This window comes from Candidatus Seongchinamella marina, assembly GCF_026262685.1.
GTDB classification, from domain to species: domain Bacteria; phylum Pseudomonadota; class Gammaproteobacteria; order Pseudomonadales; family Halieaceae; genus Halioglobus; species Halioglobus marinus.
On sequence record NZ_SHNP01000003.1, the window covers coordinates 632,196 to 651,529 of the forward strand.

The 19,334-nt window shown below is 55.4% G+C and carries 19 protein-coding genes; 11 read left to right on the top strand and 8 right to left on the bottom strand.

Annotated features, from left to right (window positions below):
• Positions 1–10 precede the first annotated feature (10 nt).
• Positions 11–157 (bottom strand): LPS translocon maturation chaperone LptM, encoded by a 147-nt coding sequence (gene lptM, locus EYC87_RS11240; RefSeq protein WP_279252950.1) that lies wholly within the window; start codon positions 155–157, stop codon positions 11–13.
• A 100-nt stretch (positions 158–257) separates the two neighbouring features.
• On the opposite strand from lptM, the gene cyaY reads away from it, so the two are divergent.
• Positions 258–581 carry an iron donor protein CyaY gene (gene cyaY, locus EYC87_RS11245; RefSeq protein ID WP_279252951.1) on the top strand — a complete coding sequence of 108 codons (324 nt, stop codon included), beginning with the start codon at positions 258–260 and terminating at the stop codon, positions 579–581.
• Positions 572–1,540, top strand: coding sequence for a DUF3187 family protein (locus EYC87_RS11250; RefSeq protein ID WP_279252952.1), 969 nt, complete (start codon positions 572–574; stop codon positions 1,538–1,540). The genes cyaY and EYC87_RS11250 overlap by 10 nt, the downstream gene beginning before the upstream one ends.
• A 12-nt stretch (positions 1,541–1,552) precedes the next feature.
• Here EYC87_RS11250 and argH read toward each other — a convergent pair whose 3' ends face one another.
• The gene (gene argH, locus EYC87_RS11255) at positions 1,553–2,974 is read right to left on the bottom strand and encodes an argininosuccinate lyase (protein WP_279252953.1); all 1,422 of its coding nucleotides are present in this window, start codon (positions 2,972–2,974) and stop codon (positions 1,553–1,555) included.
• A 105-nt stretch (positions 2,975–3,079) separates the two neighbouring features.
• Between argH and EYC87_RS11260 the strand changes: the two genes are divergently transcribed.
• The 6 genes from EYC87_RS11260 to EYC87_RS11285 all read left to right on the top strand — a co-directional run bounded on the left by EYC87_RS11260 (position 3,080) and on the right by EYC87_RS11285 (position 9,082).
• Positions 3,080–4,141, top strand: coding sequence for a sensor histidine kinase (locus EYC87_RS11260; protein ID WP_279252954.1), 1,062 nt, complete (start codon positions 3,080–3,082; stop codon positions 4,139–4,141).
• Entirely contained in the window at positions 4,138–4,872 is a 735-nt protein-coding gene (locus EYC87_RS11265; protein ID WP_279252955.1) for a LytR/AlgR family response regulator transcription factor, read from the top strand. The genes EYC87_RS11260 and EYC87_RS11265 overlap by 4 nt, the downstream gene beginning before the upstream one ends.
• Positions 4,873–4,941: 69 nt before the next feature.
• A complete protein-coding gene (hemC, locus tag EYC87_RS11270) occupies positions 4,942–5,874 on the top strand; it encodes a hydroxymethylbilane synthase (RefSeq protein WP_279252956.1) in 933 nt (310 codons plus the stop codon).
• Complete coding sequence (locus EYC87_RS11275) at positions 5,864–6,628, top strand: uroporphyrinogen-III synthase (RefSeq protein ID WP_279252957.1); 765 nt, start codon at positions 5,864–5,866, stop codon at positions 6,626–6,628. The genes hemC and EYC87_RS11275 overlap by 11 nt, the downstream gene beginning before the upstream one ends.
• A 3-nt stretch (positions 6,629–6,631) precedes the next feature.
• Positions 6,632–7,828, top strand: a complete 1,197-nt coding sequence (locus tag EYC87_RS11280; RefSeq protein WP_279252958.1) for a uroporphyrinogen-III C-methyltransferase — start codon at positions 6,632–6,634, stop codon at positions 7,826–7,828.
• 3 nt (positions 7,829–7,831) lie between these two features.
• A complete protein-coding gene (locus EYC87_RS11285) occupies positions 7,832–9,082 on the top strand; it encodes a heme biosynthesis HemY N-terminal domain-containing protein (protein ID WP_279252959.1) in 1,251 nt (416 codons plus the stop codon).
• Positions 9,083–9,104: 22 nt separating this feature from the next.
• Here the strand turns inward: EYC87_RS11285 and ubiD are convergent, their stop codons facing one another.
• The 3 genes from ubiD to trxA form a co-directional block, all read right to left on the bottom strand.
• Positions 9,105–10,592, bottom strand: coding sequence for a 4-hydroxy-3-polyprenylbenzoate decarboxylase (gene ubiD, locus EYC87_RS11290; protein ID WP_279252960.1), 1,488 nt, complete (start codon positions 10,590–10,592; stop codon positions 9,105–9,107).
• 168 nt (positions 10,593–10,760) lie between these two features.
• Positions 10,761–12,029, bottom strand: a complete 1,269-nt coding sequence (gene rho, locus EYC87_RS11295) for a transcription termination factor Rho (protein WP_007230540.1) — start codon at positions 12,027–12,029, stop codon at positions 10,761–10,763.
• Positions 12,030–12,477: 448 nt separating this feature from the next.
• Positions 12,478–12,912 carry a thioredoxin TrxA gene (trxA, locus tag EYC87_RS11300; RefSeq protein ID WP_341474990.1) on the bottom strand — a complete coding sequence of 145 codons (435 nt, stop codon included), beginning with the start codon at positions 12,910–12,912 and terminating at the stop codon, positions 12,478–12,480.
• Positions 12,913–12,996: 84 nt separating this feature from the next.
• On the opposite strand from trxA, the gene EYC87_RS11305 reads away from it, so the two are divergent.
• Together EYC87_RS11305 and EYC87_RS11310 are read left to right on the top strand one after the other, a co-directional pair.
• Entirely contained in the window at positions 12,997–15,129 is a 2,133-nt protein-coding gene (locus tag EYC87_RS11305) for an FAD-dependent oxidoreductase (RefSeq protein WP_279252962.1), read from the top strand.
• A 26-nt stretch (positions 15,130–15,155) separates the two neighbouring features.
• Positions 15,156–15,425 carry a GIY-YIG nuclease family protein gene (locus tag EYC87_RS11310; RefSeq protein ID WP_040542541.1) on the top strand — a complete coding sequence of 90 codons (270 nt, stop codon included), beginning with the start codon at positions 15,156–15,158 and terminating at the stop codon, positions 15,423–15,425.
• A gap of 1 nt (position 15,426) precedes the next feature.
• On the opposite strand, the gene EYC87_RS11315 is transcribed toward EYC87_RS11310, so the two are convergent.
• On the bottom strand, positions 15,427–17,328 hold the full coding sequence (locus tag EYC87_RS11315; RefSeq protein ID WP_279252963.1) for an ATP-binding cassette domain-containing protein: 1,902 nt from the start codon (positions 17,326–17,328) through the stop codon (positions 15,427–15,429).
• Between the two features lie 259 nt (positions 17,329–17,587).
• On the opposite strand from EYC87_RS11315, the gene bamJ reads away from it, so the two are divergent.
• On the top strand, positions 17,588–18,346 hold the full coding sequence (gene bamJ, locus EYC87_RS11320; RefSeq protein ID WP_279252964.1) for a BamJ family beta-barrel-assembly machinery protein: 759 nt from the start codon (positions 17,588–17,590) through the stop codon (positions 18,344–18,346).
• A 15-nt stretch (positions 18,347–18,361) separates the two neighbouring features.
• On the opposite strand, the gene EYC87_RS11325 is transcribed toward bamJ, so the two are convergent.
• Both EYC87_RS11325 and EYC87_RS11330 read right to left on the bottom strand, forming a co-directional pair.
• The gene (locus EYC87_RS11325; RefSeq protein ID WP_279252965.1) at positions 18,362–18,823 is read right to left on the bottom strand and encodes an Rsd/AlgQ family anti-sigma factor; all 462 of its coding nucleotides are present in this window, start codon (positions 18,821–18,823) and stop codon (positions 18,362–18,364) included.
• 1 nt (position 18,824) lies between these two features.
• Positions 18,825–19,334, bottom strand: coding sequence for a disulfide bond formation protein B (locus EYC87_RS11330; RefSeq protein WP_279252966.1), 510 nt, complete (start codon positions 19,332–19,334; stop codon positions 18,825–18,827).

Consider the following 19,334-nt stretch of genomic DNA (forward strand, 5'->3'; position numbering starts at 1 on the left):
TCTCGTTGTTTCAGTTTTCTTCGGTGGTGCTCTCTGGCTCGGAGCTGCCTGGCATGGAGCTTCTGCTTTCTGGCTCGTCACCCGGCAGATATAGCGGACCAGTCTGTCCGCAGCCGGCGAGCAGGCCCAGCAGTGTCAGTGTGGCAATGTAACGCATGAGCCTTCCCGAAATGCAAAAGCAGCGATTATACCCGCCGGTAGTAAGCCATGCGAGCAGCCCGTATCATGTGGGCAATTTCAACACAGGATAATCGAAGGTGATTTCAGAGGCAGAGTTTGGTGAACGGGTTGATGAGGCTTTCGAGGCGGTGGAGTATGCCCTCGATGAGGTAGACAGTGACCTCGACTACGAAGCCGGTGGCGGGGTACTGACGGTGACCTTCGAGAACGGTACGACTATGGTTTTTAGTCGGCAGCCGCCAGTGCGGCAGCTATGGCTGGCCGCCCGCTCCGGTGGCTTTCACTATCAATATGACGCGGAGGCTGAAGACTGGCGCAATACCCGCGATGGTAGCCTGTTTCGGCCTTTCGTCGTGGAGCAAATGAAAATTCAGGGGGAAATTGACTTCCGATGGCTTTGAAGACCCAGTCACTATGCTTATTATTGCTGGGAGCGTGCTCTGCCGCTGCAGAGCCTCTTTATGTAAAGAACCTGAGTCCGATAGCTGGCTTGTTGGGACTTCCCTCCCAGCGCAGCGCGGATATTGCTCCGACAGGCAGTCTAGACCTGGCGGTGCACGGCAGTATTGCCAGCCATTACGTCTCTGAAGATAACAATAGCGAGTCTCTCAATTTCGATGGCGAAACCGTGCGTCTGGCGATCGAGGCACGCTATGCCCTTGCCGATAATTGGGACCTGCAACTGGAGCTGCCCTGGCTGGACCACAGTGGGGGCAATCTGGATTCGGCGATTGAACGCTGGCATGACCTTTGGGGTATGTCCGATGGAGGCAGGTCCAAGGTCGTTCAAGATTTACTGGATTACCGCTACGTTGGAGGCGATGACTTCTCGTTACAGGACGATGCATCGGGATTGGGCGATATTACCCTGGCGCTGAGTCATCGTTTCTACACTGCCGACACATCTTCGGCCGCGGTTGTCCTGGGCTACAAGTTTTCTACCGGTGACGAGGATGAGTTCCTGGGGTCGGGATCAGATGACTTTTACCTTGCAGTTCGGTTTTCAGGCGATCATGGCAGTGAATTACCTCTACGCTGGCACGGGCAGCTTGGGTATCTTCGCGCAGGCGACCTTGATCTGGCCGGCAATATGCAGGAGCAGGACTTGTGGTTTGCTGGCCTTGGGCTGGACTGGAAACTGACTGCGGCCTGGTCATTGCTGGGGCAGCTGGATCTCCACGCAGCACCCACTGACAGCGATATTGACGCCTTGGGTGAATCCGCGATCATGTTGAGTGCGGGGGGGCGATGGCGCTTCGCCGAACATTGGGCGCTGGATCTGAGCATTGTTGAAGATGTGCAGGTGGAAACAGCGCCCGATGTGACCTTTCAGGCGAGCCTTAGATACGCCGGCTGGTAGGAGACTCTTTCGCTATTGCCGCGAAGGCGAGGACTCTTTGCGCTGTTCAAGCAACGCCTTCGCTCGCTCGGTTGCTGCCGCAACCTGGCCAGGCGCAGTGCCTCCCAGGTGATCACGCGCACAGAGGGAGCCTTCCAGGGTTAGCACCTCGAAGACGTCCTCGCCGATATCAGCACAAAAGCCCTGTAAGGTCGCCAGTTCCATTTCTGCCAGGTCCATATGAGTGTTGACGCCGTGAGCAACAGCCTTGCCAACAACCTCATGGGCATCTCGGAAAGGCAGGCCAAGGCCGACCAGGTAGTCTGCCAGGTCTGTTGCGGTGGAGAACCCCGAACGCGCTGCTTCGCGCATTTGTTCCACCCGCGGTTTGATGGCGGGCACCATATCGGCGAAGGCTCGCAGCGAGTCAAGTACCGTATCGACGGTGTCAAACAAGGGCTCTTTGTCTTCCTGATTGTCTTTGTTGTAAGCCAGTGGTTGGCTTTTCATCAGGGTTAGCAGGGAGATCAGGTGACCATTGACCCGGCCTACTTTTCCCCTCACCAGTTCTGGTACATCCGGATTTTTTTTCTGCGGCATGATGGACGAACCGGTGCAGAAACGATCAGGCAGCTCAATAAAATTAAATTGGGCCGAGGTCCATATCACCAGTTCTTCCGACATCCGCGACAGGTGGGTCATTAGCAGGGACGCAAACGAGCAAAACTCAATGGCAAAATCTCGGTCGGATACGGAGTCCAGTGAGTTCTCGGTAGGTTTGTCAAAGCCCAGCGCCGCCGCTGTATGGGCACGATCAATTGGATAGGTGGTGCCTGCCAAGGCGGCTGCGCCAAGGGGAGATTGGTTCATGCGTGCGCGGCAATCCATAAGCCTGCTAAAATCTCGCTCCAGCATTTCATTCCAGGCCAACAGATGGTGCCCAAAGGACACCGGCTGCGCCGTTTGAAGGTGGGTAAATCCGGGCATGATGGTGTCGGTATTTTGCGCCGCGAGCTCAATGGTTCCAAACTGCAGACGCGTCAACTCCTCAGCGATCAGGTCGATTGCGCTGCGCAGGAACAGGCGAATGTCAGTAGCAACCTGATCGTTTCGCGAACGACCCGTGTGGAGCTTTTTGCCGGTAACGCCGATCAGTGCGGTCAATCTGGCTTCGATGTTCATATGCACATCTTCCAGTTCCACTGACCACTGAAATTCTCCGCTTTCTATTTCCTGCTGCACCTGCGCCAGGCCATCCTGAATTTGTTGTAGTTCCTCGTCGTTCAGTACGCCGACTTTGCAGAGCATTGCAGCATGCGCGAGCGAGCCTGCGATATCTTCAGCCGCCATGCGTTGGTCGAAACTTACCGAGGCAGTAAAACGTTGCACAAAGCTGTCAGTGGCCTCGCTAAAGCGTCCGCCCCAGAGTTTGCTGGTGTCCTGTTGCTTGCTCATTACCTGTCCTGTTGCTGAATCGTCCCACCCGAGGGTAACTTTTTACCTTGTTCGGGCCACCAAGGGATGCAAGTATACCAGCTATGTCTTCACGAAAACGCACCTATGCCCCCCGTGCCAACTGATCGCGAGCGCGAGCTGGAGTCGGCGGAGCTCGGCGAGTTTTTTATTCCCGATTTGTGTGAGCCACGGCCGGTTTTTGTCATGGTTCTGCTGGCTCAATTACTGGTCATGGTTTACACCCTCGCCAGTAGTGACCTGCCGCAGTACAACTGGGACTTGTTGGCCAGCTGCTCATTGTTTGTGCAATGGGTGGTACTGGTCAGCGCATTATTATTGTGCCAAAGCCGCAAGCCTTTCAGTCGTCTAAGCCTGCCCGTCTCCTCCGTATTCAGCCTTTGTCTTATTGTTGCGGTCACCGCTGCCACCAGCTTACTAGCGCTTGAGTTGTTTCCCAGGCTTGCAGGCGAGACTGACAACGCCTGGTGGACCTTGCGCAATCTGCTGATAGCACTGGTCATAGGCGGCATTGTGTTGCGCTATTTTTATCTGCAGCAGCAATTACGAATACAGGAAAAGCTGGAGTTGGAAGCGCGCCTGGATTCACTGCGTGCGCGCATTCGTCCCCACTTCTTGTTCAATACCCTCAATAGCATTGCCAGTTTGATTGTTTCTCGACCGGATTCGGCAGAGCAGGCGATAGAGGACCTCGCTGAACTGTTTCGCGTCAGCCTGAAGGAAAGTCGGGAGGGCACCACGGTGGCCGATGAAATGCGCCTCTGTGAACTCTACCTCGGAATCGAGCAATTGCGGCTGGGGGAGCGACTACAGGTCCAATGGCAGGTGGCAGAGGAGGCTCGTGATGCACCGATGCCTAGCCTGATTCTGCAACCCCTAGTTGAAAATGCAGTTTATCACGGCATTTCGCGTTTGCCGGAAGGTGGGCTCATTCGGGTTTCGGTGAATCGACGCGGGAGTTCCATATTGGCTGTATTGGATAACCCCATGCCAGCGGGCGTGGTTGAATCTGCCGGTAATCACATGGCACTCGCTAACGTAGAGCAACGCTTGCTAGTCACTTATGGCAGTAGTGCGGGCTTGAAAGTTATCCCGGGTGAGGGCACCTTCACGGTAGAGCTGACTTATTCGCCGGAGCAGGGTTTGTGAAGATATTGGTCGTTGACGATGAGCAATTGGCCCGCGAGCGCCTGCTGCGTTTGCTTTCACGCATACGGCCTGAAGCTCAGTGTTTGCAGGCGTCTGATGGCGCCGAAGCACTGGCGACAGTGGCCGCTGAGCAGCCTGATTTGTTATTGCTGGATATTCGTATGCCGGGTATGGATGGAATAGAAGTTGCGGCGGAACTGGAACGCGGTGACTCGCCCCCAGCGGTAGTATTCTGTACCGCATTTGATGAGTATGCGCTGCAGGCGTTGCAGCATAATACCATGGCCTATTTGTTAAAACCTGTGAGAGAGAAGGAGCTGGCCGGAGCTTTGGAAGGCGCGGCGCGGGTAAACCGGCTGCAGTTGGCCAATTTGCAGGACCTTGGTGGCGCAGGCAATCAGCGCAGGTCAGTGAGCAGCCATACCCATCGGGGTTTTGAATCCATTGCTGTGGATCAGGTTCGCTGTTTCATTGCCGAACAAAAGTATGTGACCGCACATTCCGCAACACAAGAGCTGCTTATTCCCGATACCCTGAAAGACCTTGAACAGGAGTTTGGCGATAATCTTTTACGGGTTCATCGCAACGCCCTGGTTGCTCTGCAATACCTGTTGCGCCTCGAGAAGTCGGACAATGGCACCTGGCACGCGGTCTTGGATGGTCTGGAAATGTCGCCTGCGATTAGTCGCCGGCACCTGGCCGAGGCGAAGGAACGGCTCGCGCGGCGCTGATACGGCCACTGCACAATGGTATGATAATAGTCTAACGATAGGCCCATCTGTTTGTAAGGAAACCCAGACATGCCCACCCGCACGCTCACCATCGCCACTCGTGAGAGTCCCCTTGCACTCTGGCAGGCTGAATACGTTCGCGATGCCCTGATGAGCGCCCATCCCCGATTAGAGGTGAGCCTACTGGGTATGACATCACGCGGTGATCAACTGCTGGATGTGCCGCTGGCAAAGGTGGGTGGCAAAGGCTTGTTTGTAAAGGAGTTGGAGACAGCGCTGCTCGATGGCAGTGCAGATATTGCCGTTCATTCAATGAAAGATGTGCCTATGAGTTTCCCTGAGGGTCTGACCCTGGGCGTTATTTGTGAGCGCGAAGATCCCACTGACGCGTTTGTCAGCAATAATTTCGAGTCGCTTGCGCAATTGCCGGCAGGCTCAGTCGTCGGCACGTCAAGTCTTCGGCGTGAATGCCAACTGCGGGCCCGCAGGCCCGACCTGCAAGTAAAATTCCTGCGCGGCAACGTCAACACTCGCCTGCGTAAGCTGGATGAGGGACAGTACGATGCGATAATTCTGGCCAGTGCCGGGCTGATTCGACTTGGCTTTGGCGAGCGCATTGCCGACAGTATTAGTGTAGATGACTCCCTGCCCGCGGGCGGTCAGGGCGCAGTGGGCATTGAACTGCGAGAGGGGGATAGCGACGTGCTGGAGTTGCTGCAAACGGTGCATCATCCACTGACAGCGCAACGGGTGATTGCCGAGCGGGCAATGAACCAACGCCTTAACGGAGGCTGCCAGGTGCCAATCGCCTGTTTCGCTGAGTACCTCGATAATGGTCGCCTGCGCCTTCGTGGCCTGGTGGGTCGGCCCGACGGATCAGAAGTTTTGCGGGCCGAGGCAATTAGCCCGCCAGAGGATGCGGAGAATTTGGGCATCAGTGTTGCCAATGAACTGTTAGCGCAGGGTGCTGCGGCGATTCTGGCAGAGGTTTATGGCGACTAGCGTATTAGTCACTCGCCCCGCCGGTCAGGCGGACGAATTGCTTCGCGCCTTAGCACAGGCGGGTTATGCATCTGTTCACCATCAACCGATGCTGGAACTGGTGCCCCTTAAAGAGCTAGCCGCGGCGCAACGTCAGCATGTTCTCGACCTGGACTGCTATCAGCACGTGATCTTTATTAGCTCCAATGCGGTGCGCTTCGGTCTTGAGTGCATCGAAGATTATTGGCCGCAGCTTCCTAGCGGAATCAAATGGTATGCAATAGGTGATGCCACTGCCAGGATACTCGAGGCAAGGGGCTTGAGTCCGCTGTCCCCCAAAGAGCAAATAAACAGCGAGGGACTGCTTGCTTTGCCAGAACTGGCGCAGGTTGCCGGACAGCGAGTTCTCATCGTCAAGGGGACCGGGGGGCGTAAAACCCTGCGGGAAACACTGCACCAGCGAGAAGCAAGAGTAGACGAGCTGGCCTGTTATCGACGAGCCTGCCCGGAAATGGCATCCGGATCCCTGGCTGAATTGTTGTTCCGCAAAGCGGTTGATGTGGTGATGATTAGCAGCGGAGAAGGCTTGCATAACATGCTGACATTGCTTAGCGACAAAGAAAGCACTAACTTTAGAGATATAGGTCTTGTTGTGCCTTCGCCCCGGGTGGCGAAGCTGGCCCAACAGGCAGGTTTCAATGATGTGGTAACCGCGGCGAATGCCTCGGATGCCGCCATGCTGCAGGCTCTGCAGCAGTGGCGAGCCGGAGACTAGCGAGTGAGCGAAGAAAAAGATAAGCCCGAGGACGGTACCTCGATTTCCGCCGCGGCGCAGTCCAGTGTCGAGGTCACGGATACTGCACCGGAGCCAGACAAAAAAGCGGAGGTTGCAGCCAAAGCAGATAAGCCAACGTCTGCAACGCCCGCACCTGCGCCAGCAAAAGGAGGCTCGTCCTTCGTTGGCTGGTTGGCGTTATTGTTGGTCTTGGTGCTGGCCGGCGCCGCCGGTTGGTCTCTCCAGCAGGGTATGGATCGGGAGAAAGATCTCAAGCGGCGTATCAATAAACTGGAAAATAAAACCGGCGGGCAGCAGGCCGAACTCCAGGGCCAGTTACAATCTCTTGAGCAAGACATACGCAAGCAGCTGAAAACAGGTTTGGACGCGGCGAATTCCGCCTCAACCAATCAGTCAGCGTCCTTGCAGCAGTTTTCTCAGCAGTTGGATGCCCAGAACCAGCAGATTGCGGCGTTTAGTGCCAATGATCATGAGAGCTGGCTGCGGGCCGAGGCACAGTACCTGCTGCGCCTGGCTAACCAGCGTGTGGTAATGGCCCGTGATACCGACTCGGCGCTTGCCCTGCTGGACAGCGCGGACAGCATTTTGCGGCAATTGGATGATGTCAGTTTGCACGATGTTCGCGCCGCGGTTGCGGCGGAGCAGGCCGCATTGCGGGCAGTGCCTAAAGTCGATGTCGAAGGTATTTATCTCCGACTTTCGGCCCTGGTCGAGCAGGCTGACAGGCTGGTGATTTTTCAAATGCAAGAGCAGGAAGATCAACCTGAGGCGAGGCCAGAGGAAGGTGACTGGCAGGTTCGCCTGGAGCGTGGTTATGAAGAAGCGGCACGCAAGCTCTCTGACTATATTGTGATTCGCCGTCGAGACGTGCCCATGCAAGCGTTGATGGATCCCCAGTGGGAGGGTTTGGTGCGGCAAAACCTGCGCATGTTGCTGGAACAGGCCCAGGTGGCCTTGCTGTCTGGCAACCAGACTCTTTATGTGGAGAGTCTGCAGCGTTCGCAGCATTGGGTTGCCCAGTTCTTCGACACTGACGACGCTGCCGCTCGCGCGATGTCGCGGGAGATTGCCCAGTTGGAAGGGCAGACAATTCAGGTTGTTATGCCCAACCTGACGCGTTCTCTGCAGGCTTTGGATGATGCTGTCAGGCAGCGCCTGCAGCAGGGAGGCGCGGAGTAAACCATGCGTAAACTCTTTGCACTGCTGCTCATTGCATTACTGTTGGGGGTGGGAATTGTCGCCGTTATTGAAACCGATCCTGGTTATATTTTGGTGGCCTATGGAAACTACACGGTGGAGACCAGCCTGTGGGTGGGCATAGTGTTGCTTGCCGTATTCACCCTGCTGATCTACCTGACGCTAAGATTGGTGCGTCGCTTACTGGGCGGGCAACAGTCTCTGGCCAGTTGGATTGGGGGTCGCAGGGTTCGGGCCTCTTCGCGTTTGACCACGCGCGGGTTGATTAGCTTTATCGAGGGCAACTGGACTCGTGCCAGACGCCAATTGTTAAGGGGCGCCAAAAATAGTGAAGCACCGCTGGTGAACTACCTGATGGCGGCCCGATCCAGCTATCACTTGAATGAGCCGGATAAAATGCGCGAATACCTGGGCGCTGCGGAAGACGCAGAGTCGGAAGCGGGTATTGCCGTTGAGCTTACCCAGGCGGAGCTGCGCCTGCATTCCGGGCAATTTGAACAGGCCCTGGCGACACTGGTGCGCGCCAGACGCAATGCCGGGCGGCATCCCTATGTGTTGGATCTTTTACATCGTGCCTATTATGGACTTAAGGACTGGCAGGAGCTGGTTAGCCTGTTGCCCGAGCTGAAAAAATACAAAGTACTTTCTGCCGAAGCGCTGGAAAAATTAGAGCGTGAAATTTATACGGAAATGTTGATATCCAGTGCTCAGGGCGACGATTCCGGCGATGCGCTGCAGCAGGCGTGGCAAGCAATGCCTGCCCACTTAAAGCAGAACGCTTCGGCACTGGATAAGTACGTGGCTTTGCTGGTGAAGGGCGGGCACCATGCGACAGCCGAGAAAGTCATTCCACGAGCGCTCAAGCAAACCTGGGATTCGAAGCTGGTGCGCGAGTATGGCTATGTGCTCGGTCAGGACAGTGCAAAGCAACTTGCACAGGCCGAGAACTGGTTGCCAGCTCACACCGAAGATGCCCAGCTGTTGTTGTGCCTTGGGCGTTTGTCAGCCCGGGAAAAACTTTGGGGTAAGGCCAGAGATTACTTTGAAAGTTGCTATCGCCTGGAGCGCAGCGCTGAAATTTGCGCGGAGTTGGGACGCTTGTTGGTTGCTCTGGGTGAGCCCAAAGTGGCCGGGGCCTACTTTCGTGAAGGTTTGCAATTGAAAGAAGCCGACTTGCCAGATCTGCCGATGCCAGAAAACACGGTGCCACAGGCACAGCGGCTGGCTCGAACCTGAAGCCCCGAGCTGCGGGTGCTTGTTAATCCAGCGTTATACCCAGCTCATCCCAGATATCGTCGACCCGGTCTTTAACCGCTGGGTCCATCGAGATGGGTTCACCCCATTCCCGCTGCGTCTCGCCCGGCCACTTGTTGGTGGCGTCAAAACCCACCTTGGAACCGAGCCCCGCCACTGGCGAGGCAAAGTCGAGATAGTCGATCGGTGTATTCTCAATAAACACGCAGTCTCGCTGCGGGTCCATGCGGGTGGTCATTGCCCAAATCACATCTTTCCAGTCCCTGGCATTGACGTCTTCATCGGTAACGATGACAAATTTTGTGTACATGAACTGACGTAAAAAAGACCATACGCCGAGCATCACGCGTTTTGCGTGACCGGGATATTCCTTGCGCATGGTGACCACCGCCATTCGGTAGGAGCAGCCCTCAGGGGGTAGATAAAAATCCACAATCTCCGGGAATTGCTTTTGTAGCAGAGGGACGAAAACCTCATTCAAGGCGACGCCCAGAACGGCGGGCTCATCCGGCGGCCGGCCGGTATACGTGCTGTGATAAATAGGCGACTCCCGATGGGTAATCGCTTCCACAGTGAACACGGGAAAGCGCTCGACCTCATTGTAATAACCTGTATGGTCGCCGAACGGGCCTTCGTCCGCTTCCTCTCCGGGTTCAAGGAAACCCTCCAGGATGTACTCTGCAGTCGCTGGCACTTTCAGTTCCTGCTCTCGGCACAGCGGAGTAAAACAGTCCGCGACCTCGGTTTTGCTGCCGCGCAACAGGCCGGCGAACGCGTACTCGGAAATGCCATCGGGAACGGGAGTGACAGCGCCCAAGGTGGTCGCCGGATCTGCGCCCAGGGCGACGGCCACAGGATAGCGTTTGCCAGGGTTCTTCAATTGCCAGTCGCGATAATCCAGGGCGCCACCGCGATGCGAAAGCCAGCGCATTATGAGCTTGTTCTTCGCGATTAACTGCATGCGGTAAATGCCGAGATTCTGCCGTTCTTTCTCCGGACCGCGCGTGATCACCAGTGGCCAGGTGACCAGGGGGCCGGCATCGCCCGGCCAACAGGTCTGTATAGGCAGTTGATACAGGTCAACCTCGTCACCGGTTTTGGCGTGGAACTGACAGGGCGGGTTACGCACTGTGCTGGGACCCATGTTGAGCACTTGCTTCAGAATAGGTGCTTTGTCTACCAGGTCACGCATACCTTTTGGGGGGTCTGGTTGGCGCAAATAAGCAAGCAGTTCGCCAATATCGCGCAGCGCGCTTACTTCCTCTTCACCCATTCCAAGTGCGACACGCTGCTCGGTGCCGAACAGGTTGGCCAGTACCGGGGTGCTGTGGCCCTTGGGGTTTTCAAACAGCAGTGCGGGGCCGCCGGCGCGCAATGTGCGGTCGGCGATTTCGGTCATTTCCAGATTGGGGTCGACTTCGGCTGTTATGCGAACCAGGTCGCCACGTTGCTCTAACTCGGCGATAAATTCGCGCAGATCCTTGTACTTCACTGATCACTATTCTCAACGGACGTTGGTGGGAAACAGTACACCCTCAATGCGGGCTTAGCAACGGGATTGCAGCCCGGCTTACGCTAGGGCTTAAGTGTCAGGGACAAGCGCCTTAGAGACGCCAGTTCAGTGCTAACTGTGCTGCGAGTTACCAGACCGCAGAAGCGCTTACTTGCGCTTCATTGACAAGAAGAACTCGTCATTGGTTTTGGTATCCTTGAGCTTATCGATAAGGAACTCAATTGCCGGGGTATCTTCCATGCCGTGCAGTAGTTTGCGCAGAATCCACATGCGCGCCAGTTCTTCCTCACCGGTGAGGAGTTCCTCACGACGAGTACCGGAGCTGCGAATATTGATGGCCGGATAAACTCGCTTCTCCGCAACTTTGCGATCCAGATGCAGCTCCATGTTACCGGTGCCTTTGAATTCCTCGTAGATCACTTCATCCATTTTGGAGCCGGTGTTAATCAGCGCAGTGGCGATGATGGATAGGCTGCCGCCTTCTTCGATGTTTCGCGCCGCACCGAAAAAGCGCTTGGGGCGTTCCAGGGCATGGGCGTCTACACCACCGGTCAATACTTTACCGGAGCTGGGGATAACCGTGTTGTAGGCACGAGCAAGACGAGTAATAGAGTCCAGCAAAATAACGACATCTTTCTTATGTTCTACCAGGCGTTTGGCTTTTTCGATGACCATATCGGCCACCTGGACGTGACGCGATGGAGGTTCGTCGAAGGTGGAGGCAACTACCTCAGCACCGCGGGCACCGACTGATCGCTGCATCTCCGTTACTTCTTCCGGACGTTCATCAATCAGCAGCACGATGATGTGGCAATCCGGGTTGTTGCTGATAATCGCCTGAGCGATGTTCTGCATCATAATGGTTTTACCGGCTTTGGGCGGTGCAACTAACAGACCGCGCTGTCCTTTGCCGATGGGGGCTACCAGGTCGATGATACGCCCCGTCAGGTCCTCGGAACTGCCATTGCCTTTTTCCAAGGTCATGCGTTCGTCCGGGAACAGTGGAGTCAGGTTCTCGAACAGAATTTTGTGCTTCGCGCTCTCCGGCTTGCTGAAGTTGATCTCGCCAACCTTGAGCAGCGCGAAATAGCGTTCGCTGTCCTTGGGTGGGCGGATTTTGCCGGAAATAGTGTCACCGGTGCGCAGGTTAAAGCGACGAATCTGGCTGGGGGACACGTAAATATCATCCGGCCCGGCAAGATAGGAGCTGTCTGCGCTGCGCAAGAAGCCGAAACCGTCCTGTAGGATCTCCAACACACCGTCACCGTAAATATCCTCTCCGCTCTTGGCGTGTCGTTTGAGGATGGCAAAGATGATGTCCTGTTTGCGGGACCGGGCCATGTTGTCCAGTCCCATATCCTTGGCGATATCGATAAGTTCCTGGGTGGATTTGGTTTTTAGATCGGTAAGATTCATAGATTAATAGTGTGATTCAGGCTTGAGGGGATTCGGGTTAATTGGGAACGTGCGGACTTCGGTCAGCAAATTGGAGCTTTAAAATTGGGTGGTAGTTTTATTATTGCGGCACAGGCATGTGCAACGAGAGAAAAGGTAGCACGCAGGGAAGGGGCCGTCTACCGCTAATTTTCACTTTATCCAGACGATCTGGGACCCCTTCGAGGAGCTTGCAAACGCTCCAGGGTTTTTTGCGGTCCCACTTTTTGTGGCCAAGCGCTAAGTGATGGACCCAGAACATGTTTGGGCCTGCCTATCACAGGAGGATGTTTGATCGGATTACAGTGAGCCGGTTCGCTGGTTGTCGACAGATGATTGTTGACGCTGTTAGTCGCGCGCGAAGTACGAAGCGGTTAGGCCACTTATTAGTGAGTGGCCGTCGCAGTGATGCAAATTAAATCAGGGGCTGTTAGACCACTTCCTGAATGAATTCTGTCAGCTGGGTTTTGGAGAGAGCGCCGACCTTGGTTGCTTCTGCGTTGCCACCTTTGAAAACGATCAGAGTTGGAATTCCGCGGATACCGAACTTGGGCGCAATCTCGGGGTTGGCGTCAACGTCTACTTTGGCGATTTTTAACTTCCCTTCGTATTCCACAGCGATCTCGTCCAGAACAGGGGCGATCATTTTGCAGGGGCCGCACCACTCTGCCCAAAAATCCACCAGCACGGGGATATCGGAATTAAGTACTTCGGCATCAAAAGTGGCGTCACTCACGTGTACGATCTGGTCTGACATGTTGCTCTCCGTTTGATCTGCGGTCGTGCAAACCGCGTAGGTTTGAGTTGGGTCATAATACCACCGGCTTTTAACGGCACAAGCAAGAAGGTCAGAGTTTTTAGCAATGGCCTCAGTGCTCTATGCTATAACTCCACGCGCAACTACAGCGCCGGTGACATTCTTCAACTTACTTTGGTGTATGGGGACGTTTTGAACAAAAAACAACTACTTATTCTCACGATACTTGCGCTGGCACTTGGGTCCTGGTTTGCCCTTGACCTGGGCCAGTATCTGCAATTGTCGGCAGTTCAACAGCGGATGGGTGAGCTGCGCGGCTGGTACGACGATAATCCGCTATTGGCCGGGGGCATTTATTTTTGTATCTATGTCGTGGTCACCGGCTTGTCGGTACCCGGCGCGGCGGTGATGACACTGGCGGGAGGCGCGCTGTTTGGGTTCTGGTATGCCCTGCTATTGGTTTCGTTTGGCAGTAGTGTTGGAGCGACCCTGGCATTTCTGGTGTCGCGGACCTTGCTGCGTGACTGGGTACAGGAGCGCTTTGGTCGTCAGCTGGCAGCGATCAATCAAGGCTTTGCTAAAGACGGCGCGTTCTATTTATTCACCCTGCGCCTGGTGCCGTTATTTCCTTTTTTCCTGATCAATCTGCTAATGGGGCTACTCCCCATTGCGACCTGGCGTTACTACTGGGTTTCGCAGTTGGGCATGCTGCCCGCCACGGCGGTCTACGTGAACGCGGGCACTCAGCTCGGACAACTGGATTCACTGGCAGGGATTATTTCGCCAGAGCTACTGGGGTCGTTTGTGTTGCTTGGGGTTTTTCCACTGGTGGCGAAATGGTTGGTGAGTTGGCTGGCAAACCGCCGTGTGCTGTCGGCCTGGCGCAAGCCCAAGCGCTTTGACAACAACCTGATAGTGATTGGAGCCGGCTCAGCTGGCCTGGTCTCCTCATTGATTGCTGCGACGGTGAAGGCGAAAGTGACACTCATCGAGCGTGATCGCATGGGTGGTGACTGCCTCAACACCGGTTGCGTGCCATCCAAGGCGCTCATTCGCTCCGCACGAATGGCTGCCTATGCAAGAAGGGCAGAGGAGTTCGGCCTCGCACCCATGGATGTTCAGGTGCGCTTTCCGGAAGTGATGGGACGAATTCGATCCGTTATCAAGACCATCGAGCCGCACGATTCGGTTGAACGATTTACATCCCTGGGTGTGAACTGCGTGCAAGGGGAAGCGCAAATCGTTTCGCCCTGGGAAGTAGAGGTAAATGGATACCGGATAAGCGCGCGTCATATCGTTATTGCCAGCGGAGCCCGCCCGCGGGTTCCGGATATCCCGGGATTAGAGGCGGTGGGTTACCTGACATCGGACACGGTTTGGGAGTTGGATGTCTTGCCGCAACGTCTGTTGGTGTTAGGGGCTGGCCCTATCGGTTGTGAATTGGCTCAAGCCTTTTCATCATTGGGGAGCGAGGTGACTTTGGTGACCCACTCAGAGCGCCTGATGCCCCGCGAAGATGACGATGTGTGCGCTCATGTCCTCAATGCATTTTGCGCGCAGGGTATTACGGTGATGACCCATGCTGAGCCGGTAGAATTTTTATCTGGTGAAGAGAAACGCTGTCAGCTGACTGTCGCCGGAGAGAACCAGTCGATCGTTTTTGATCAGGTGCTACTGGCGGTGGGGCGCACGGCCAACGTCGACGGTATGGGTCTGGAGTCTCTGGGTATTGCTTTGGATTCAGCCGGTCGCGTTGAAGTTGATGATTACCTGCGAACCAGTATTCCCAGTATTCTTGCCGCCGGAGACGTTGCTGGTCCTTACCAGTTCACGCATATGGCCAGTCACCAGGCGTGGTATGCATCGGTAAACGCTTTGTTTGGCCGTTTCCGAAAGTTTCGCGTGGATTATTCCGTTGTGCCATGGGCGACATTCACCAATCCGGAGGTGGGTCGGGTTGGCCTTAATGAGGAGGAGGCTATAGAGCAGAACATCGCCTACGAGATAAGCCGTTACGACATCAGTGATCTGGACCGCGCGATTGCCGATGGCGAAGCGGGTGGATTTGTAAAAGTGCTTACCCGCCCCGGCAGTGACCACATCCTTGGGGCGACTATTGTTGGTTACCATGCCGGTGAGTTGATTAACGAGTTTGTGATCGCCATGAAACACGGCCTGGGTTTAAACAAAATTCTGGGAACCATTCACATTTACCCCACGCTGGGAGAGAGCAACAAGTTTCTTGCCGGTGAGTGGCGCAAGGCACGCAAGCCGGAGAAATTACTGGCGTTGGTTGAACGATACCATCGCTTTAATCGCGGCTAGCTTTGCAGCGAGGTCGAGGTACTGCTTTGAAGAGCAATCCGCAGGAAAATTGGTCTGTCTACATTTTGGAGTGCGCCGATGGCACGCTCTATACCGGTATAGCGCGAGATCTGGCAAGGCGCCTGCGTCAGCACAATGGCGAGATTGCTGGCGGACCAAAATACACCAGTGGTCGACGCCCCGTTGTCGAGCTTTGGTCCGCACCTGCCACCGATCGCAGCGCTGCCCAGATGCGTGAAGCGGCGATCAAGAACCTGAGCCGTGCGGATAAACTGAAGCTGGTGGCAAACGGTTGAACTAGTCGACTGCCAGGGCCTGGACTTGTTCGATCTCTTCCTGCAGTTCAAGCCAGGTCTCTTCCAGTGCGTCTGCCCGCGATTTAAATTCACCTTCCTGCTTGAGTAATTCGGCGAGCTCATTTTTTCGGGCTTCGCTATAGATATCGGCATCCCCCAGCCGTTCCTGCAGCGCTGCCAGTGAATTTTCGATTTTTGTCATTTCGGCTTCCGTTTTGTCCAGCTGTTTTTTCAGCGGGCGAATCCTCTCGCGCTGGGCGGCGGCCTGCTGACGCTTTTCTTTGCGGGAGCTGTCACCAGCCTCGCTGGCTTGCTCGGCGGGTTTGTCCGCCCTGAAGCTGGACAGAATCCACTTTTCGTAGCCTTCCAGGTCCTGTTTGTATTCCTCCACCTGGCCGTCGTGTACCAGTAGTAATTCTTCTACCGTGTTGCGCAGCATATGACGATCATGGCTGACCAGGATCAAGGCGCCCTCAAATGCCTGCAATGCCACTTCCATGGCATGCCGCATTTCAAGGTCCAGGTGGTTGGTGGGTTCGTCCAGTACCAGCAGATTCGGTTTCTGCCAGACCACCATGGCAAGGGCGAGTCGGGCCTTTTCCCCTCCGGAAAAGGGCGCGACCGGACTGGAAGCCGCGTCGCCACGAAAATCAAAGCCACCGAGGAAGTTGAGGACCTCTTGCTCCCGGGCCTCGGGGCTAAGGCGTTGAATATGCAGCAGAGGACTGGCTTCCATATCCAGTGCTTCTAATTGCTGCTGATCAAAGTAGCCAATGTTGCAATGCTCACCGGCGCTGATTTGTCCGCCCACCAAAGGCAACTGTCCGACCAATGATTTCAGCAGGGTTGATTTGCCGGCACCGTTGCGGCCCAGCAGACCATATCGACTGCCAGGGCGAAGCTGCATATCCACACCGTTGAGAATGGCCTGGTCTGCATAGCCCAGGGCGGCTTTGTCCAGACGCAATAACGGATCGCTGGACTTCTCTGGAGGCAAAAAACTGAAGTCAAAGGGAGAGTCAATATGCGCCGGCGCCACTGTTTGCATGCGCTCCAGCTCTTTGAGGCGGCTTTGTGCTTGCTTGGCCTTGGTCGCCTTGTAGCGGAAGCGACGCACAAAATCGTCTATTTCGGAGATCCTGCGCTGCTGTTTTTCAAAGGTCGCCTGCTGATTGGCCAGTCTCTCGGCTCGCTGAGCCTCAAATTGTGAGTAGTTGCCTTTATAACTTCCCAGCTGCTGTCGTTCGATATGCAAAATACGCTCGCAAGTGCCGTCGATGAAGTCACGATCGTGAGAAATCATCAGCAGGGTACCGGGGTACTGCTGCAGCCACTGCTGTAACCAAAGGGTGGCGTCCAGGTCGAGGTGGTTGGTGGGCTCGTCCAGTAGCAACATATCGGAGGGCGTCATTAGCGCCCTAGCCAGGTTGAGGCGAATGCGCCAGCCACCTGAAAAGTCGCTGACCGGTCTGTTGGCTGCGTTTTCTCCAAAGCCAAGCCCCTGCAGGAGCACCTCTGCCTTGCGGGCTGCGCTGTAGCCATCAATGGACTCCAGCTCAGTGTGAATAGGCGCGGTCAGTTCATAATCGCCCTGTTCCTCGAGCGCTGCCAGCCTGTCCATGAGTCGCGACAGTTGTTCGTCTCCGCGCCAGACATATTCACCGGCGGGTAAGGCTGTAGCATGCACTTCCTGAGCCATGTGCGAGAGGCGCAGGTTGTTCATGCCTTCGATTTCACCGGTATCGGCTCCGAGTTCTCCCAGCAATAGGGCGAAAAGACTGGACTTGCCGCTGCCATTGGCCCCGATAAGCGCCAGGTTTTGCCCCGGCTGAATGGTGAGTTGGGCATCCTGTAGCAGAAGCTTGGCGCCGCGGCGCAATTCGATGTCGCGTAAAATAATCATAAGGCGGCGAATCTTACGCGCGCTTTGTGGTCATAACCAGCGCTTCCGGACACCTTGGTTACCCGCCTTTGTGGGGGTGGCAACGGCTTGTGGCCGGTAGTACACTGTGCGGCCACTGCGAGACCCTCTCTCCCAACGCTACCCAATGTCGGTAAAACCCAGGCTTTATGTGGCAGGGTCGGGCGCTTTAAGAGAGGGCACACCGCAGATACAAGGGCGTGTTAGATGCCTCCAATAGTTTTGATAATGGAATGAATTTATGAAGAAGTACGCACTGCCGCTTGCCCTGGTTGGTCTTGTCAGCCTGGCAGCTTGTAATGAACAGATGGATAGCACCGAAGATGCAACTCCACTCTCCGCGCCTCTTGACGCTGTTGCCCTGGAGAGTACTGAGCAACGCCTGAGCTATGGTATCGCCTTTGGTTTGGGTCAACGCATGGCTCAGGACGGAATGGCCATGGACATCGATTCCTTCGTCGCGGGCTTTCGAGATGGTGCCGCCGGTAATGAAGGAAAGATGACCCAGGAAGAAATTGCCGCTGAAATGCAATCCTATCAGGAGAAGATGCTTGCTGAGCAGCAAGCCTCCCAGGCTGCTATGGGTGATGCCAATCTGGCCGCTGCCAATGCTTACCTGGAAGCGAACAAGGCTAAAGAGGGCGTTATCGTTACCGAAACTGGACTGCAGTATGAGGTCATTGAAGCGGGTGAAGGCGCCATGCCTGGTGCTGGAGACACTGTTGAAGTGCATTATCGCGGCACGCTGGTAGACGGAACCGAGTTCGATTCCTCATACAGCCGCGGCGAAACCGTCACTTTCGGTGTGGGCCAGGTTATCCCTGGATGGACCGAAGCTCTGCAACTGATGCCTGCGGGTTCCAAGTGGAAGCTGCACATTCCGCCAGCGCTGGGTTATGGCGCCGGTGGTGCAGGCCAGATGATTGGCCCCAATTCAGCACTGATCTTTGATGTCGAGTTGGTTTCTATTCCCAGCCAGGCCGAAGCCGCAGCTGAGTAAAACTTGTAGCCGGCGTCAGCTCTGCTGACGTCGGTGACTATTGTGGAGACCGGCGATCAGCCTGTCCTCCAGTAAGAAGCGCGATTCCAGTACCTCCCCCAGAGACGAAAGGTCTCTTTTCACTTTTGCTTTATCACTGTCCTGTGAGGTGTATTTTTCCTCATAAGCCATGATGATATCAGTGGTATCAACGATCGCAGGCATCAGTTTTGCTGCCACGGCATTGCTGCCGTCAGCAAAACTTTCCGCTTCCTCAAAGAGCTCGAGGTAAACCTCGAAGTGTCCGCTTGACACGTAGTCCACCAGTTGCTGGCAAAGGGCGCGTTGACGCAGGTCCAGGGCCTCCTGATCCAGCATGCCATCCATTCCTACTGCAATCTCGGTGTATTTACCCAATAATTCACGGCGTTCTTTCAACCAACGTGTGAGTAATTCTTCAACCGCATTAAATTGTTGCTGGGGATCACGGTGGGGCATATTAGCTTTCCTGAGGATACGGACGGAAAGTTTGCCACAGGCAGATCAAGGCCGCCACGGTGAACAGGGCCAACGTTTGCTCGGGAATAGAAAGGCCCATAAACGTCCACAGGGTTTCTGCGCAGTTGCCGTCTCCCATGAGAAGTATGGAAAGGGTCTCCGAGAACGGCAGAGTGTCGAGCATGTATTCCAGGCTGGGGCCACAGGCAGGTACTTCTTCCGGTGGCAGGTATTGCAACCAGACATGACGCCCGGCAACGGCACCCCCGACCAGAGCAGACAAAGCGCAAAGCGCAGCGTATACCCGGTTGCCCCAGCTACTGGGGTTATGGACGACAGCGATAAAGGCGATGACACCCCAGCCAACCACAAAAACTCTCTGGGTCATACAGAGGGGGCAGGCAGCCAGGTTGAGATAACGTTCCAGGAACAGCATGGCAAAGGCCATAGAGGTGACTGCCAGCATAACCAGGCCGGCAAAAACTAGTCTTGGGGATAAAGATTGCAACAT